This is a genomic window from Sphingomonas fucosidasi, assembly GCF_036663855.1.
Lineage (GTDB): Bacteria > Pseudomonadota > Alphaproteobacteria > Sphingomonadales > Sphingomonadaceae > Sphingomonas > Sphingomonas faeni_B.
This window is the reverse complement of sequence record NZ_JAXOJR010000001.1, coordinates 1-15,833: the sequence shown is the minus strand read 5'-3', so window position 1 is coordinate 15,833 and position 15,833 is coordinate 1. Positions and strand designations below refer to the sequence as shown.

Below are 15,833 nucleotides of genomic sequence, written 5' to 3'. Positions count from 1 at the left end.
CGAGAGCTAGAATAGCCGACGCCCCTAGCCTTAGCTCGAAGCAATGCTGTAACCTTGAACTCGGTGGAACCTATCTCGACGGAAGACTGAAGATAGGGCCAGGCCAAAAGCAATTCGCGATCGGCGCTCGGGAAGGCTAAAGGTCATGTCATGAGATTTATTGCTGAAGGCCCCGATCTTCCCGACGATTTGCTCGACGCGAGGGACGAAGGCCAGGTTATCTTCTTTTGCGGGGCAGGCGTCTCGCGAGCCGAGGCGGGCGGTCCGAGCTTTCGGGAACTCGCTGACCGCGTCGTCACGTCACTGGGCTCGTCGCGGCATTCGCCTGCCCGCCAATTACTTGAGCTCTCGGAAAAAATCGTTCCGATTCCTGGTGTCGGGGGCATTCCGCCCGCCGATCGCATCTTCGCACTGCTGGAGCAGGAATTTCCCGTTGCCGATGTGCGCCGCGCGGTCGCGGCTGCATTACGGCCCAAGCCCAATGCCGGGCTTGGACCGCATGCCTCGCTCGTTGACCTGTCGCGTGGGCCAGATGGGTTGGTGCGCCTCGTCACCACCAACTTCGACCGCGTCTTCGAGCAGGTCGACCCGACCCTTGCTGCGATTGCCCCGCCCGAACTTCCTGATCCCGCGCGGGCAGGTGTGCTACGCGGGATCATCCATCTCCACGGCAAGGTATCGCACGACTATACCGTCCAGGAGGGACCTGAGTTCGTCCTGTCGTCGGCTGATTTCGGGCGTGCCTATCTGGCAGATGGCTGGGCCACCACATTCATGCGCGCGCTGATGAACCGCTATCGCATCGTCTTCGTCGGCTATTCGGCGGACGATCCGCCTATCCAGTATCTGCTCGAGGCGTTGCAGCCGAGCATTGCGCCTGGTCAGCTCTACGCCTTTCAGGAGGGCGAGGCGTCTTACGCGACAGGTCTATGGCGCCACAAGGGCGTCACCGCGATACCCTTCAATGGTTTCGGAACACTATGGGAGACCCTTGCAGCCTGGGCCGAACGCGCTCGCGAACCGGATAGCTGGCGCAAGCGTATCGCCGGGATGGCATTGCGCGGGCCCCGCGATCTCCATCCATACGAGCGCGGTCAGGTCGCGCATCTGGTGAGCTCTCCAATTGGCGCGACGATATTTGCGGAACATGATCCCGCGCCGCCGGCGGAATGGCTCTGCGCTTTCGACCCCTATGTCCGGTTCGACCGGCGCCGCGCCAAAAGCTGGCGTGATCCCAAGCCTGACCGCTTCGACCCCTTCGTCAGCTATGGTCTCGATGGCGAGACCCCGCCGAGCCGCGAAGGGGAAGATCAGCGTCACAGCCAGACAGCAGTTCCGGTCGAGAGCTGGTCAGCGTTCGAGGCTGCGCCGGGCGAGCATCCCGGCGGGCGAAACCAGCTCCGGCGCTCCCTGCGTGGTCCAGGCGCCGTCACGGCCGCGCCCCTGCCCGTTAGGCTTTCACGGCTCGCAGGGTGGATCGGCAAGGTTGCTGCGGATCCGATCGCGATCTGGTGGGCGTCGGGCCAGAACGCGTTGCATTCGGATATCAGGTTTCCGGTGCGCCAGTCGCTGAATAAGGACGGCGTCGCACCCGACATCCGTGCGGCCTGGCGCCTCATCTTCGCAGCGCTCGACGAGCCGGGCGAAGACGCTAGGGACCGCTACGAACTCGAGCAGTTGATTGGAGTCCAGGGCTGGTCGCGCCTCAGCGTGATCCAGTTGGTCGACGTTGAACGGCCCCGCCTGACGGTTCGGCGCCCGATGACCGCGCCGATCTCGGGGCGCACCGACGAGCTTCACCTTGTCGATGCCGATGTCAGCTATGAGGGTCAGAGTTCCGATCTTGAAGTGCCCGACGAACATCTCCTCGACTATATCGACGGAACGCGCCGCAACCTTGTGCTTGCGACGCGGCTCGAGGAAACGGTCGGCGGCTTTGCGCTGACCCATCTCGACCCTCTCAATCCGTTCGAACGTGGTCCCAACGAATTTACGGCGAGTTCGCCCGATATCTCTTCGTTGATGGCACATCTGAAGAATCTGGTTCAGCGTCTCCATCGGATCAGCCCGGACCTTGCCGTGGCGGAGGCCGCGACCTTGCGGGGCGAGTTAGGTGTCCCGTTTCGCAATCTGCGTCTGTGGGCGGCGAGCACGCCCGGTCTCACCAGCCCCGAGGCGGCGGCAGCCATCGTTCTGTCGCTCGATGAAGACGCCTGGGAGTCCCGGCTGGAACGCGATTTGCTGACGGCAATCGGTGCGCGATGGGTGGAGCTCCCGGAAGAGGCAAAGCAGCGCATCGAAGCGATGATCCTTGCCGGACCCCAACCCTGGGAGGGCGTCGATCCCAAGCAATTCGAGCCCTATCGTGTCGATGGCATTATGCGGCGGCTGTTCTGGATGAAGCGCAGCGAGCTGGTCCCCAGCTTCGATCTGGACGCGGAAATTGCCCGGCTCAAGAATCGGAATCCGGACTGGGATGCGCAGATCGCCGCCGAGCAGCTCGACCGAAGTCCATCGCGTGGTGGCTGGGTCGGAACGGACAAAAGCCATTCGGCGCTGCTCGGAACATCGCTGGACGCGCTGCTTCCCGACGCACAGGCCGCCTCAGGCCGCGGCCGCGACTTCCTGATGGAATCGCGTCCGTTCCGCGGGCTGGTCGAGACGCGGCCGGTGAAGGCGCTCGCCGCCCTGCGCCGGGCCGCAGCGAAGGGCGAAGAATGGGTCTGGGCTTGGAATGACTTCCTCTGGTCCGAAGCCAGAGGCAATGACTCCCCTCGCTTCCGCTGCTATCTCGCCCGGTGTATCGGCGCGCTGCCTGAGCCCGTGCTGGTCGCGAACCTGCGTGCCGCGGTGCAGTGGTTTACCGGTCATGCCAAGCCGGTCTGGAGCGCAGATCGCGACCTCTACCTAGCGACGTGGACGCTTTTCGCTGGCGCCATTGCCAACCATCCCGCAGCCGCCAACTCCGCGATCGTCGTTCAGGGACGGCATGACTGGATCAGCGAAGCGATTAACGCTCCTGCCGGGCGCCTGGCCGACCAACTGTTCGACGAACTGGGTTGGGAGGAAGGGACCGAGGGTCTCACGGAATCGTTGCGGCAGCGCGCGCAGAAGCTGCTCGCGCTGCCGCCCGAACCCCAGGCCCATGCCGCCGCGCAGTTGGCGATGCGGACCAACTGGTTTTACCTGCACGAGCCCGATTGGACGGTGAAGCATCTCGTCCCTCTTATCGAACAGGGGACCGCGACCGATGCGGGCGATGCGGCGATCGCCGGCTTTTTGCGGCAGTCTAACTTCCCGCCCAATGAACTCTTGCTACGCATCAAACCGGTCATGCTGGCGCTGTTCGCTGACCAGCAATCTACCGCGCGTCGGCACGACAATCTGCAGTCGCTCATTCTTGCGAGCTGGTTCCGCAAGGATGCAGAGGGCAATCGCTTGCTGGCCTCGGACGATCTGCGCGAGACGCTGATAACGACCAGCGAGCCCAATCGACTGGGGATCCTCCGCCTCATCGCCGCTTGGGCCGAGGAAGATGAGGGTAGCGCCACTCAGACGGTCGAGTTCCTGCACTGGGTATGGCCGCGCCAGCTCGCAGTCAGGAGCCCCGCGGCTTCGACCGCGCTCGCAGAGATCGCGTTGCGCGCGGGCGATCGCATGCCCGAGACGACCGCAGCGGTCCTGTCCGTGCTGGAAACCACGGCGGAGCCGATCAATGCGATGCCGTACGTTCGCCGGACCAAGGACGATCAAATCTGCAAATTCCCCGAGGAGCATCTCGCGCTGTTCTTCGCGATTCTTCCGGAGGACACGGCATTGTGGCCTTGGGGAACGGGACAGGTGATCGAGCGGTTGTCGGAGTTCCCTGCTTTAAAGAATGATCCGCGCCTTTCCGATCTGCGTCGACGTCTCGCCCGCATATAGCTGCCTGCGCGCCATAGCGACGCGGGTAGCCGTCAACCGGGCGGGATGAGCTATCGCCATGCCGCTCGATCCGGACTGGCATTTCTAGCTATCGCGCTGAACACTGAACGGCCATCTTGAGGGCGCACAGCAGCCGGGTCGCTCTATGAAGCGGGATTGGTCGATTCTGGCAGCAGCGGCGATTTGCGCGCGCGTCAGGGAATGACTTGAGTTGATCGGAAGCTGTTGGGCAGGCCGGACCCAGAAGCGGACGCTCACGCTCCTTCCCCCGCTTACCAACTTTGGACGCTGGTTCATCTTTGCGAATGACCTATTTTGAGCCCGGCTATCCGCTCGCGAATGTCGTGATGGGGAAGGAAAGCGGACAGGCTGCTTTTTGCAGCGCGATTGCGATAGCCGACATTCGATCTCGTGATAAAAGGGAGGATGTTCATGATCGTTCTCATCCTTATCTCGGCATCGGCTGATCAAAGCGGGCCCAGCAAGGAGTACCTAGCCGCCTACGACATGGCGTTCCGGAGTTCCTTTCGCAGCCGCTCAATTGAACAGTGCCGGGCCTCGGCAAAGAACGCGGCAGCAGCCCAGATTGATGTGACCCCGATCTGCGCGTGCGTCACGGATCGATTACTTGCCACAAAGTCCGTCGATGAGTTGAAGGCTCAACCTCCGGCCGCCGAGCTACAGTCGCTCTCAACTGAGTGCATTGCGGCAAATCCGCCCGCTACAAAATCATAAGAGCCGTAACGTCGTCTTCCGGGGGCACGGGGATAGCTCGGGAATGACTAAGTTTGGGCGGTTCCGGCCAACCAGCCTTTCCCATCAGGATGGTAATATGGGAAAGGCGATCTGCGCGGCTGGAACACAGATCGCCTATCGGAGCCGTCTTGTGGGCCGCACCGGCCCGAGAATCCTCTATCGGACAAGTCCGAAGGATTCTCGGGCTTCACATTGCCTAGATTATTGATGCAACCAGTCGATTTAGTGCTCGACCTTTGGACCAACCCGCTCGGCGCCATCCTGCACGCCACCCTTGCGTGGTACGGGATCGGCCCGCAGCCCCAGCGTGATCAGCAGCGATGACGACACGTAGATGGACGAATACGTTCCCACGACGATCCCCAAGATCATCGCGGCGGTGAAGCCGCGCAGCACATGGCCGCCCAAAATCAGCATCGCGAACAGGGCAAGCAGTATGGTCACAGAGGTCATTACGGTACGAGGTAGAGTTTCGTTCACGGACAGGTCGATGATATCGCGCATGTCCATCTTCCGATAGCGGCGCATGTTTTCTCGGATACGATCGTCGATCACGATCTTGTCGTTGATCGAGTACGAGATGATCGTCAGCACCGCCGCGACGATGTTGAGGTCGACCTCGAAATCATTCCGCATGAGCGCGAAGAAGCCGAGCGTCATCAATAGATCGTGGACGATCGCGACGACGGTCGAGACACCGAATTGCCACTCGAACCGCACCACCGTGAACAGCGCGATGCCTAGGATCGCAAGACCAACGGCCAGAACACCTCGGGTAATCAACTCATCGGAAACCTTGCCTGTAATCGTGTCATATTTGGAGAATGTCGCACCAGGAAATTTGATCGCCAGATCGTCTGACACCTTCTTTACGAGCCGGTTTGTCGCTTCCTCCTCGCCGCTATTCGGTAGCGGCAGACGGATCGAAAGCGTTTTGGGATCACTGAACGACTGGATCGATGCTTCGCCAACCCCAAGGCTGTCGACTTCGGAACGGACGGCCTCGATCGATGGTGCAGTCTTGAAGTTCTGCTCCATCAGGACGCCCCCGACGAAATCGACGCCCATGTTAAGGCCCCGAAAGGTGACGAGGCCGACAGCGATAAGCGACAGCATGAGCGTTAATCCGAACGCCCATTTACGGAGCGAGACGAACTTCAGGTTGGTGTTGTCAGGTACAAGTTTCAGTAGGCGCATGATATTCTCCCGCCTCAGATATTGATTGTGGTGGGGCGGTTCTTCCGCAGCCACAGCGCGACCATCATCCGCGTGAACGTGACGGCAGTGAACACCGACGAGCAGATGCCGATCAGCAGCACGACCGCGAAGCCCTTCACCGGACCCGAGCCGAGTAGCAGCATGATCACGCCGGTAATGGCATGCGTCACGTTCGCCTCGAAGATGGTCCGGCTTGCCTCCTTGTAGCCCAGCTCGACCGACTGGATTACGCTACGCCCGCGTCGCCGCTCTTCACGAATGCGTTCGTTGATCAGCACGTTTGCATCAACCGCAGTGCCGATCGTCAGCACAAAGCCAGCGATGCCGGGCAAGGTCAGCGTCGCTCTTAGAAATGCCATTACCGCCAGGATAACGAAGACGTTGATGACTACGGCAATGTTCGCATACAAACCAAACCGACCGTACGTAGCGAGCATAAACAGGATTACGGCAACCGCCGCAACAACGCTTGCGATTACGCCTGCACGGACCGAGTCATGTCCAAGGTCGGGACTAACAGTGCTTTCAGCGACGATCTTCAAGTTCACTGCAAGTTTGCCAGATCGCAGCGCGATCGCGAGGTCGTTTGCAGTCTGAACCGTGTAGTTGCCCGCGATCGATGCCCGGCCACCAAGAATCGGCTCGTTGATGTTGGCAACCGAGATTACCTTGTTATCGAGGATGATCGCGAACGGCTTGTTGACGTTTTCGGATGTCACCTTCGCAAATCGCCGGCCTCCCTCCGCGTCGAACGTGATCGCAATGTTGGGGGCATTGGTCTGTGGATCGAACTCCTGTCTCGCATCCGCAACCTGCTCGCCTGAGATCACCACCGGGCGCTTCAACGCTACAAAGGGCACACCTTGCGGATTGTCGGGATATGGCAGAACCTGGCTACCAACCGGGGCGATGCCCTTAGCGAGATCAGCGGGGTTCGCAGTTTGGTCGACCAGCTTGAACTCAAGCTTGGCAGTTGTCCCGACAAGCTTCTTTAGCGCCGGTGGGTCCTCCAAACCCGGAACCTGAACGACAATTCGTGTCGCGCCTTGGCGGACGATCGTCGGTTCCTTGGTCCCTAATTCATCGATGCGGCGACGAACGACTTCGGTCGCATCCTTCATGGCCGTGTCGATGGCCTGGGTTAGTCCGGCCTCGGTCGGCTTGAGCGAGAAGCGGTTTGTGCCGAGCACATTGACGTCCCACTGACTTTGACCGGTTATTCCAACCGCAAAGCCGGTAATCGTCGACAGACGCTGGCGAGCGAGGGCAATCTGAGATGGCTTGCTGACAGCGAAGGTGAGTTGGCCCCCACGCGTCGAAATGTCGCCGATTTCAATACGCGGCGTTCCGTTGCGCATTGCGCCCGATACGCTGTCACGCATCGCCTCGATCCGCGTCTTCGCCAAATCAGCGGTATCACCTTCGAGGAGTAGATAACTCCCACCATTGAGATCAAGCCCGAGATTCACATGGGATTGCGGATACCAGGCTGGCAGATGACCAGTTGGAATAAGGCTGGGGATCCCGAGCATGATGCCAATAAGGCACACGCACAGGACCGCCCCCGCCTTCAGACGGGAGAAATTGAGCATTTTCGACCCTCGTTCGTAGTCGTGAAGAGACAAGTGCGCCGGCACAGGCACACTATCCGGCCGCGCGCTTCAGGCGCGGCAAGGCATCTTCAGGTTGTGGGAGGGCCTGTAGCGGGGTGAGCGCGGACCGAACGTTCAGCGAAGGCTAGTACAGCGAGCTGAATGGGGGAAAGGCGCGACGGTGTTGGATTTGCGGCACGCGCCAGCTCGGCGGGCGGTAATGCGTTACCACCGCTCTGCCGGGGGTCAGGGCGATCGGCTTCTTCGTTGAGGGCGATCGCGCGGTCACTGAGCGTGAAAGGCCGCGCTGCAGCCTCGCGGACGGCCAAACCCTGCCCGCGCCCGTGAGTCGAGCCAGGATCTCCGAACGAGCTTAAGCTCAGCAACGCTGCGAATAGCGTTTGCAAAACAGCTACGAAGACGGACGGCGAGATCAGATCGGGACACCCCTGTACGTGCGCTGACGTTATTACGGCGCACACCCGTCCGGAAAGATTTAAGCTATAGCCGGATCTCGCCGAAAACAAGAAGAACGTGTCAGACTTTTGATTGCTGGATGCCAGTTTAGCGTCTGAATTCATGTTGGACGCAACTGTGTCGTTGGATGGTTCCGATTGAACGACGGCCAGGGCTATCAGGGCTATGCCGGTATCGAACCTGTAGCGGTATAGCCGCCAGGGCGCTCGCACCGAGATCCGTCCCAGGCAGGCACCCCCTTTCGCAAAATCTTTCTCCGGCTCCTCTCTCCGGATATGGCCTGTCTAAGACGGAGAGACGGGAAAACTCGCGCTTACCATCGCAGTCAGTGGGCGCTCAAAACGTCACCCTAGACGTCAGAGATTGTGTCTTTGAACGCGCCTCGCGCTACGGCTTCCGGGCAGACCCACATCCGGGCATTCAGGTGCCCTTCCCCGTCGCCCAACTTCAGCCATTCGTTCATCGGGCTGAGCGGTAGCGCTTGGCGGACGATCCATTGCCTCGACGGCTTGAAAGGGGAAAGAAAGCGGGCTGGCGACCTTCGGTTGGCAGCCTGCGGTAGCAAGCCGTATGCCGCCTGCACGCAGGCGTGGGCTATCTGCTCTCGCACGTCGCCTGATAAGGCGCCTCACAGTGCAAGACTATCTCGTGAATAGGAAACCCACGCCAACGAGAAATAATGCACCCTCAAACATTCCGATAGCCACGTTACCTGTGGCACGCAGATAGCCAGTTCCAAGCACCTTCGCGAACCTACCGGTCACCACGAGCCAGTAGTTCAAAGTGCTAAGACCCATCAACCAGTGGCCAATCTTAGGCATCAGATCGTTATTATCATCAATCAGGACGGCGCTGAGGCTTATCCCGAGCGCGAATACCGCGGCCGGATAACATTGCACATAGAAGGGCTGTCGCAGGGAGGCGCGGTCTAACTTGGCCCCGCGGCAACGCACAATTCGAGCGGCAAGAAAAAGAGGAAATGCCGCAAATATTACAGCCCGGAAGGCCAGCGCCGTCGTATTATCGTTTACAAGTCCGGCAAGCCCATGGGTGTTAGCGATGATTTCGTCGGTCTGCCCAAGTGCTGCGCTGACTGTATGCGCTAGCAACAACGCCAGTGCTAGGAAAAGCGGCGGCCGAACTAGGGCAGCATATTGCTGATCATCCGGAAGTGCCGCTTCTCGTTCGACCTGCTCCATCACGGCGATGGGTTGGAAGACCGCACGCCATAGCGTCAACGGGAAGAAGATTAGCCAGCTCATGACCTCGTAGAGGAGTTCGTCGAGCGAACTGAGCCACTTCATGAAATCCATGCTGCATCATGTTCGATTCCAACTTCGATCGCAACGGCTCGCTTCCTTCAAAGTCAGGCCTTAATGGTTGGTAAAGATAGAATGTAACGGACGCGGCAGGGTGTGCTGCAAACCATCGCCGGCCGTGCGCCACTTTGGCCGGACGGACGATCTTGATTTACCCAATTCCCGGTGGTGACCAGAGCCTGAAGGCTGTCGACGGCTATGGACGCCATCGTTCCTAATTTATAAACTCGCTATGGTAATGAAGAGCTGATTCCGCCCGAACAGGAGAGTCGCGATGCGTTGTCCAGCAGGTCTGTTGAAGATTACGGCTATATTTCTCTTAGGATCCGCACTTCCGGCGGTTGCCCAGGCGCAATCTACCGGTCTTGAAGACATGGTTGGTGCCCGTGCCGGTCAGGGCGAGATGGAACTGCAACGGCGCGGCTATGTTAACATCCGCGGCGAGCAAGGTGACGATCGCGCCTATACCTATTGGTGGAACGCCGACCGGCGCCAGTGTGTCAGCATCGCCACGATGGAAGGCCGCTACAATTCCATTCAACCAACCACGGCGCCCGACTGCCGAAAACCCGCAAATCTTCGTCCTGACCCCAACTACGGTCGTCAGCCTGCGTCACGGCCGCGCCCTGACTATGAACCGGATCCTGCATATGGACGCGCGCCAACGGGTGCCGGTAGCGGACAAGCCGGCTATCCGTCGGTTGGCCCGGTCGTTGATGGAAGAAACGTGGAGCTAGGTCTCGTTTGTTTTGGAGACGGATCGAAGACCGGTTTCGCCAGCGGTACCACGTGGAATTGGAACCGTGATCGTGATCGATACGAGTCTGGCAACTACACCGAAACCAGAAAAGAGGTCTTCGACGCCTCGCTCACGGTGCAGACTTGGGCCGGTGGTGGACGTATACGACTGCCCAAATCGCTGATCCCGCCAATCAATTCTCGTGGGGATCAGGGATGGTGGGACTTGTACGACGTGTCCGTAAGCCCGGATACGATCCGGGCTAGCTATCGCCTGAACGGTTTGAATAAGCCAAAGATTGTGATCGATCGGCGTAGCGGTCGCATCACGGTCCAAGGCATGAGCAATTATGGCTTTCGTGGCACTTGCGACGCCATCGGGCACGAACCTCGCCGCTTCTAGAGTAGAGCGGCGACGGCGCGCTTCCGACGCAACGATCGGCGATCGCTAGGCCCTCGACATCGATGGTTTGGGGGGAGCAGAAGTTGGTAACTTTCTGCGACGAGACGCTGCCGCTGGTAATTCGGACCTGGAATGACTGACCGCTATCCGGAAGCGCAGAAGCTCAGCGAACGGCGAGAAGTGGGCGAACGCGCCTTGCCCCACGGCTTCCTGGTAGACCCAGATGCGGTCGCTCACCCTGTCCTAGCAGCTTCCTTAAACCCGCCGCTCGTTCAGCTTGGCTTGCCGACGTCATGCATCGTCGGATGGGTGCTGTCTGACCTAGTTGCTTGCCGCCCCAGTCAGTCGTTCCCAGTTTGCACCAGCGAGCCCGCGCCGCGACGCGTCGTCGAGGTCAACAGTGTCGATGAACCGCCGCGGTTCGCCGCCTGGACGATACTGGTAGGGAAAGTCGGTCGAGAAGAGCAGGCGATCAGGCCCAACGATCTCCAAGCAACGACGCAGGTACGGCTCGCTCCACATGCCGCTACCCGTCACGTAGAGGTTGCGACGCGCGTACTCGCCGAGTGTCCGGTCGAGCTCAAGGGCGCGGCTCAGGACGGCCGCGGTGCGCTCAAGATAAAACAGTACCACCTCGCCCCAGTGACCGAGGATGATCTGAAGGCCGGGAAACTCGTCGAAAATCCCTGCCGCCGCGAGCCGCACCCATTCTAGTCCAGCCTCGTAATGCCAACCTAGGCCGAAGGCGGCGAGAGCGATATCCGCCCGCTCACTGATCCCGGAGTAGCTGACCTCACGGACCGCCGGCGACGGGGTCTGGGGATGAATAAAGAGAGGGACGCCAAGCTCCGCCGCCTTGGCCAACATGGGCCTGAGGGCGGGATGGTCGAGATGTCGGTCGCGCGTGCGCCCGCACAGCAGTGCACCTTTCAGACCGAGATCGCGAACGGCACGCTCAAGCTCACGCGGCGCAGTCTCCGGATCAGAGGTCGGCAAGGCCGCGAAACCCTGGAAGCGGCTGGGATGCCGGGCGCACGTCTCCGCAATCAAATCGTTGACGCGGCGGGCCGCCTCTACGGCCGGCCCGGGTTCTAGATTGTGAAGTCCTGGCGTGGTGAGGGAGAGCACCTGTATATCCACGCCCTGCTCGTCCATTAGCGCCAAACGACCTTCGCCGAGATCGGCTAGGCGATCGCCAGTTTCGCCCCCGTCCGCGATGGCAGATACCGGGTCGTAGGGCGGCGGGGCAGACGCCCAAGCCTCCCGGACGTTCAGCGGGAGAATGTGTTCTTCGATCGCAATCAGGCGCATAAGTGTCTCGCAGTTAGTCCGCGAATAACTGACGTCCATAACGCAAGGTTTCCGAGGTTCGTGTTAGCATCGCGCGTCAGAAACGGTCAGTCATCCCCCACGGGATTACCGTCGAACCTGTCGGTCGTCCTGACCCAATTCCAGACACTCCGCGGCCCTCCCGGGCACCTCTAAAGTGGACATCCGTTAATGTGGCTAATCGTCCGTTTCATTCAGGCCCGCCTAGCAATCGGCGCGGCTGAGTTTACGACTCCTCTACTGATCTGGGCAACCAGTCGACGTTCGAAGGCGGCTGCAAGGATCAGTAGGCCAGAGGTATAGGAGACGCGGCTCACCGCCGGCTTCAGTCGTGGATTGACCGCACATTGGGACATCGTGCTCCAGAACGCCTCGCTCTCTCGCGAAGGGTCGGATGGTACGATGTTGAGCTGCATGACGACGCTTTGCCGGGGACATCGATATAAAAGCCCGCTAGCATTCGCGGTTACAGCGGCCGCATCATAGCGCCCTAAATACAGAGATGAAGCGAGAACGACGGTCGTATGACTCGGGAGGAATGGGAACGGAAAGCGGCGGCGCTTGCCGCAGAGCATGCCGAAAGGTCCGCTGCGACGCTCGACACCATCCGCCTTTCGCTGGTCGAGCTCGACCGACTTTTCAAGGAAGCGTCCACAGCAATCGAGCGCCGGTACAAGGAGATACCTGAGCGGCTGCTACGCGAGTTTACGGAAGAGGCCGAAGCGCTTATCGACGAAGGATCGCTCGCTTGGCTGCAGCGAGACGTGGTGGAGGCGGCGGCCGCGCAGGTCAGAGCGCTCGATCGGCACCTCTACCAGCATCGCGAAAGGCGCGGGAAACCAGACGACGTGAACACGGACTTCTTGTGCACAGAACACGAGACGCATGTGATCCCTCGTCCGTTGGCGAAGCCGCCCGAGGATCCCGCCGGGGTCTCGACGACGACCTATCGGCGACGGGGTTTGGTCCGGCATCGTCTGCTGCCGCGGGTGACGAGCGAAGGCTTCGAGGTGGTACTGCATTGGCATCGCGACCTGTCGCTGCAGTTCCGCACGGCCGAAGCGAAGGTCGTCTCCGCGGTCTTCCAGGACCTGACGCTGATCCCCGACCGCAGCTTCGAGAAGTTCGTGGCTAGCGAGGCGCCGTGCTTAGACGAGGACGGCGCGATCGATGCGCAGATCGCGGCGGTCTACGAGCCTGGGGTCGTGCTTGCGTTGTGGCCGGAGCTGACGATGCCAAAGGAGCGGCGAGCAAAGCTGGCGGGAGCACTGCTGGCGAAGTCGAAGGCCTCTCCCTTGGAGGTCAGGCCGGCGATCATTGCTGCCGGAAGCTGGCACGAGGTCGATGGAAGGCAGGTCCGCAACCGGATGCACGTGCTCTCCGGTTCGGGCAGGCACCGGTTCTATCACGACAAGTCGCTGCCGTTGGAGAGCACGACCTTGGGAGTGGAGGAACTGACGCCGTCCGATCAGGTCGCCGTGCTCGTGAACGACGACGTCCTCATCGCATTCGGCATCTGCAGAGACTTTTGCGAAGCCCAGATTTCCGATCTATACATCGAACTCGACGTCGATCTGGTGGTCGTACCTTCGTATGGGGACAGGAAGACGATTGAAGCCCATCGCGAGAAGGCCCGTCGTCTTTCGATCAAGTCCGCCGGCAGCACCTTCGTCGTGCAGCAGGTCGTGCCCGAGGAGGTCCTGACGTCCGGCAGCGCGTACGTGCTGCCACCGGGCGGCAAGCTCGACCATGCGGATGTGGGAAAGCTGGTCGTTAACGAGATCGCCAAGGCGCATCCGATTTCGTTCAAGAAAGTTTAACTCTGGACAGAATAATAAACGATCCTAAATTGTCTATCTCTGGAAAACGCCGGGAACCGCATGGTAACGCAACCGACATTCGCATCGATAAGACAAGCCGATATGGCGGCCTCCCAGGCCTGGGAGCTGCTTGTTCCGGTGTTGGAGACAAAGAGCGACGCTGTCGCGGGACAGGTGTGCGACGTGCTTCGCGCATGGACTTGGAAAGCCTTGGACCGGCGGCGTCGGGATCCCGATCTGAAGGAATGGGTCGAACTGCTGAACAGAGTTGAAGCGTTCTACGCGGACCGGTTCGCATCGCTCGCTTCCAAGCTCGAGGTCCTAGCGGATCTCCTCCACGAGTCCCTCGCGGTCTCCGAGCTCGCTTTGCCCGAGGACCTGCTGCGACGTAAGCACGTGCTTCCGATTCTAAATGCGCTGGATCACAGGAAGGGTAGCTGGGTCGAGCGCGCGCAGCTGATGGACAAACTCGGGCTCAAGGCCGCCAACATGACCAGACTGATGACGCTTCTGCTCGACATGGGCTGGGTGGAGCAGGAGACCGTGAACGGTCGCGAAGCGGCCTACCGCATATCGGCCGAGGGCGCTTCAAGAGCGACGTCGGCGGAGAGCAGTCTGGCGCAGACCCGGAGTGGATTGAGCTCTGCTCTTGGTCTTCTCCACACCAAGTTCAGGTCCGAAGCGATATCGGAACGCGTGTTCACCATGGGCATGTCGACTACGATGTTCGAACCGCACTCCGCGCTACACCGCGGGCACGTCGTGGACGAGTGGGAGCATTTCGTCATGGAGCCGCTGTCCGCGATACAGTCCGAGCAGGACGAGGACCACAGACTTGAGTTCGACGAGGGGGAGGACGTGGTCGCATTCCCGGTCGACATTTTCAGACAGACAGCGGTCGCGGGAGGCGCGCGATGGTGACCCGGCGATCGAATGCTCCGAAGACCGCGACGGCCCCGTCGATCGTAGGCCGACGGCTTCCATCCATTCCGTCTCCCCCAGAGGTGCGTGGGGTGACCGTGTCCGGCACCTTCACGGAAAAGCTCAGCGTGGTCTCACGCACGAGCGCGAGCCTGCATCTGCTGACTGCGAGAGTCGATGTGGGAGAAGACCAGCCGCCAGAGCGCGTTCTGCTGCCATTTGCCGAATTCCGGCTGGGCGGCGCAGCCATGGCAGATGCGAAAGACCTGAGCGAGGAAGACGATCCGCCGACCCTACTTGCGGGATACCTGACGCTTGAGAACCTGGCGTTCATGGTGCTCGATCTGACCCGAGACCTCAAGCGCGTCTGCAGCGAAGTGACTGCGCTCGGCAGCGGCGATCTCTCGGTCGATCCTCAGCGCATGGCGCATGTCCGCTACTTCGCCGCGCATATCGAACGCAACGCCCGCGCCTGTCGGCTCGGCCTTGATAAAGCATTCGGTGCTCCCGAGACAAATTCCGAGGAATGACGGGAAAAAGCGCAGTCACGGCATAAGTCCGGCATCGGTGATCAGTACGGCCGGCGTACCACTCCTGAAAACAGACGGGGTGACTAGCGAGGGTAAGGGTCATTCGGCAGCTGCCGACGCTAACCTTCAGCTCGTCGTCCGCGGTCATTGTCAAGAAGCCGGAATGGCTGTGCGGCGGACTATCTTCCAAGGCCCGTCCATCCGTAATCGCGCGAGGAAACTTGCCGCCATAATCTCGTCAGCTTTGGCCGCGGCGGACGCGTGGATGGTTTGACCGTCTCCGCATTCGACGAAGCCGGCCAGAATGCGAAGGCGTCCTTGAGGAGAAACCCGTCAGGTAAGCTGCTACTTCTCCTCCCACATTGCAGCCGACTTGCTCATTCCGTCTAGTCGTCCAATGGCTTTCGATGACGTCGATTACGGTGCTTATAGAAACGGACCGGACTTGGTCGGCTTCCGCTAGGCAGCTTCCAGCGCGGGGCGACCCACAAACTGACATTCGTTGCCGGTTTGCGCTCCCCAGCTTCGAATACTTGTTAATCTTGCCAAAGTCAGCGGCCGGCATCGTTCTGACCGGTCCAAACGGGTTTTGCTTGCGATCCCGATCAGCGCGTCGAACGGCAAGCCTCGTTCGTCGCTGACATCAGAAGGTTATTACACAGACACCAGAACAATTGGGACGCATCCCGTGACGTGACCCCCGCCTTTCATCCAGCTGCGACCAGAGACCGACCGTTGTTGTCGCGCAGGAGCGCGGGTGAAGCAACGGTCAGGTTTAAACCCGACCGTTGCTTTTCGAGTTCTGC

General features: G+C 60.4%; 10 protein-coding genes. 6 read left to right on the top strand and 4 right to left on the bottom strand.

All coding sequences use genetic code 11. From position 1 onward, the window contains the following. Positions 1 to 150: 150 nt before the first annotated feature. Together U1737_RS00050 and U1737_RS00045 are read left to right on the top strand one after the other, a co-directional pair. A complete protein-coding gene (locus tag U1737_RS00050) occupies positions 151 to 3,924 on the top strand; it encodes an SIR2 family protein (RefSeq protein WP_332795131.1) in 3,774 nt (1,257 codons plus the stop codon). A 432-nt stretch (positions 3,925 to 4,356) separates the two neighbouring features. Then, entirely contained in the window at positions 4,357 to 4,659 is a 303-nt protein-coding gene (locus U1737_RS00045; protein WP_332795130.1) for a hypothetical protein, read from the top strand. A 243-nt stretch (positions 4,660 to 4,902) separates the two neighbouring features. Here U1737_RS00045 and secF read toward each other — a convergent pair whose 3' ends face one another. The 3 genes from secF to U1737_RS00030 all read right to left on the bottom strand — a co-directional run bounded on the left by secF (position 4,903) and on the right by U1737_RS00030 (position 9,280). Further along, positions 4,903 to 5,877: a protein translocase subunit SecF gene (gene secF / locus U1737_RS00040; protein ID WP_332795613.1), complete on the bottom strand. Its 975-nt coding sequence runs from the start codon at positions 5,875 to 5,877 to the stop codon at positions 4,903 to 4,905. A gap of 14 nt (positions 5,878 to 5,891) precedes the next feature. Next, positions 5,892 to 7,490, bottom strand: a complete 1,599-nt coding sequence (secD, locus tag U1737_RS00035) for a protein translocase subunit SecD (protein WP_332795129.1) — start codon at positions 7,488 to 7,490, stop codon at positions 5,892 to 5,894. Positions 7,491 to 8,608: 1,118 nt separating this feature from the next. Further along, complete coding sequence (locus U1737_RS00030) at positions 8,609 to 9,280, bottom strand: hypothetical protein (RefSeq protein WP_332795128.1); 672 nt, start codon at positions 9,278 to 9,280, stop codon at positions 8,609 to 8,611. Between the two features lie 301 nt (positions 9,281 to 9,581). On the opposite strand from U1737_RS00030, the gene U1737_RS00025 reads away from it, so the two are divergent. Then, positions 9,582 to 10,427 (top strand): hypothetical protein, encoded by an 846-nt coding sequence (locus U1737_RS00025; RefSeq protein ID WP_332795127.1) that lies wholly within the window; start codon positions 9,582 to 9,584, stop codon positions 10,425 to 10,427. A 321-nt stretch (positions 10,428 to 10,748) separates the two neighbouring features. Here U1737_RS00025 and U1737_RS00020 read toward each other — a convergent pair whose 3' ends face one another. Beyond that, the gene (locus tag U1737_RS00020) at positions 10,749 to 11,738 is read right to left on the bottom strand and encodes an amidohydrolase family protein (RefSeq protein WP_332795126.1); all 990 of its coding nucleotides are present in this window, start codon (positions 11,736 to 11,738) and stop codon (positions 10,749 to 10,751) included. A gap of 542 nt (positions 11,739 to 12,280) precedes the next feature. Here U1737_RS00020 and U1737_RS00015 point away from each other — a divergent pair. From U1737_RS00015 to U1737_RS00005, 3 genes are all read left to right on the top strand, one after another. Further along, positions 12,281 to 13,576 carry a hypothetical protein gene (locus tag U1737_RS00015; RefSeq protein WP_332795125.1) on the top strand — a complete coding sequence of 432 codons (1,296 nt, stop codon included), beginning with the start codon at positions 12,281 to 12,283 and terminating at the stop codon, positions 13,574 to 13,576. Positions 13,577 to 13,678: 102 nt separating this feature from the next. Continuing rightward, the gene (locus tag U1737_RS00010) at positions 13,679 to 14,497 is read left to right on the top strand and encodes a hypothetical protein (protein WP_332795124.1); all 819 of its coding nucleotides are present in this window, start codon (positions 13,679 to 13,681) and stop codon (positions 14,495 to 14,497) included. Positions 14,498 to 14,589: 92 nt separating this feature from the next. Continuing rightward, on the top strand, positions 14,590 to 15,027 hold the full coding sequence (locus tag U1737_RS00005; RefSeq protein WP_332795123.1) for a hypothetical protein: 438 nt from the start codon (positions 14,590 to 14,592) through the stop codon (positions 15,025 to 15,027). The last annotated feature ends 806 nt before the right edge of the window (positions 15,028 to 15,833 follow it).

Excerpts from the sequence above, each read along its gene's own strand:
- U1737_RS00050 (WP_332795131.1), top strand. The coding sequence starts at position 151 with ATGAGATTTATTGCTGAAGGCCCCGATCTTCCCGACGATTTGCTCGAC.
- U1737_RS00045 (WP_332795130.1), top strand. The coding sequence starts at position 4,357 with ATGATCGTTCTCATCCTTATCTCGGCATCGGCTGATCAAAGCGGGCCC.
- secF (WP_332795613.1), bottom strand. The coding sequence starts at position 5,877 with ATGCGCCTACTGAAACTTGTACCTGACAACACCAACCTGAAGTTCGTC.
- secD (WP_332795129.1), bottom strand. The coding sequence starts at position 7,490 with ATGCTCAATTTCTCCCGTCTGAAGGCGGGGGCGGTCCTGTGCGTGTGC.
- U1737_RS00030 (WP_332795128.1), bottom strand. The coding sequence starts at position 9,280 with ATGGATTTCATGAAGTGGCTCAGTTCGCTCGACGAACTCCTCTACGAG.
- U1737_RS00020 (WP_332795126.1), bottom strand. The coding sequence starts at position 11,738 with ATGCGCCTGATTGCGATCGAAGAACACATTCTCCCGCTGAACGTCCGG.
- U1737_RS00015 (WP_332795125.1), top strand. The coding sequence starts at position 12,281 with ATGACTCGGGAGGAATGGGAACGGAAAGCGGCGGCGCTTGCCGCAGAG.
- U1737_RS00010 (WP_332795124.1), top strand. The coding sequence starts at position 13,679 with ATGGCGGCCTCCCAGGCCTGGGAGCTGCTTGTTCCGGTGTTGGAGACA.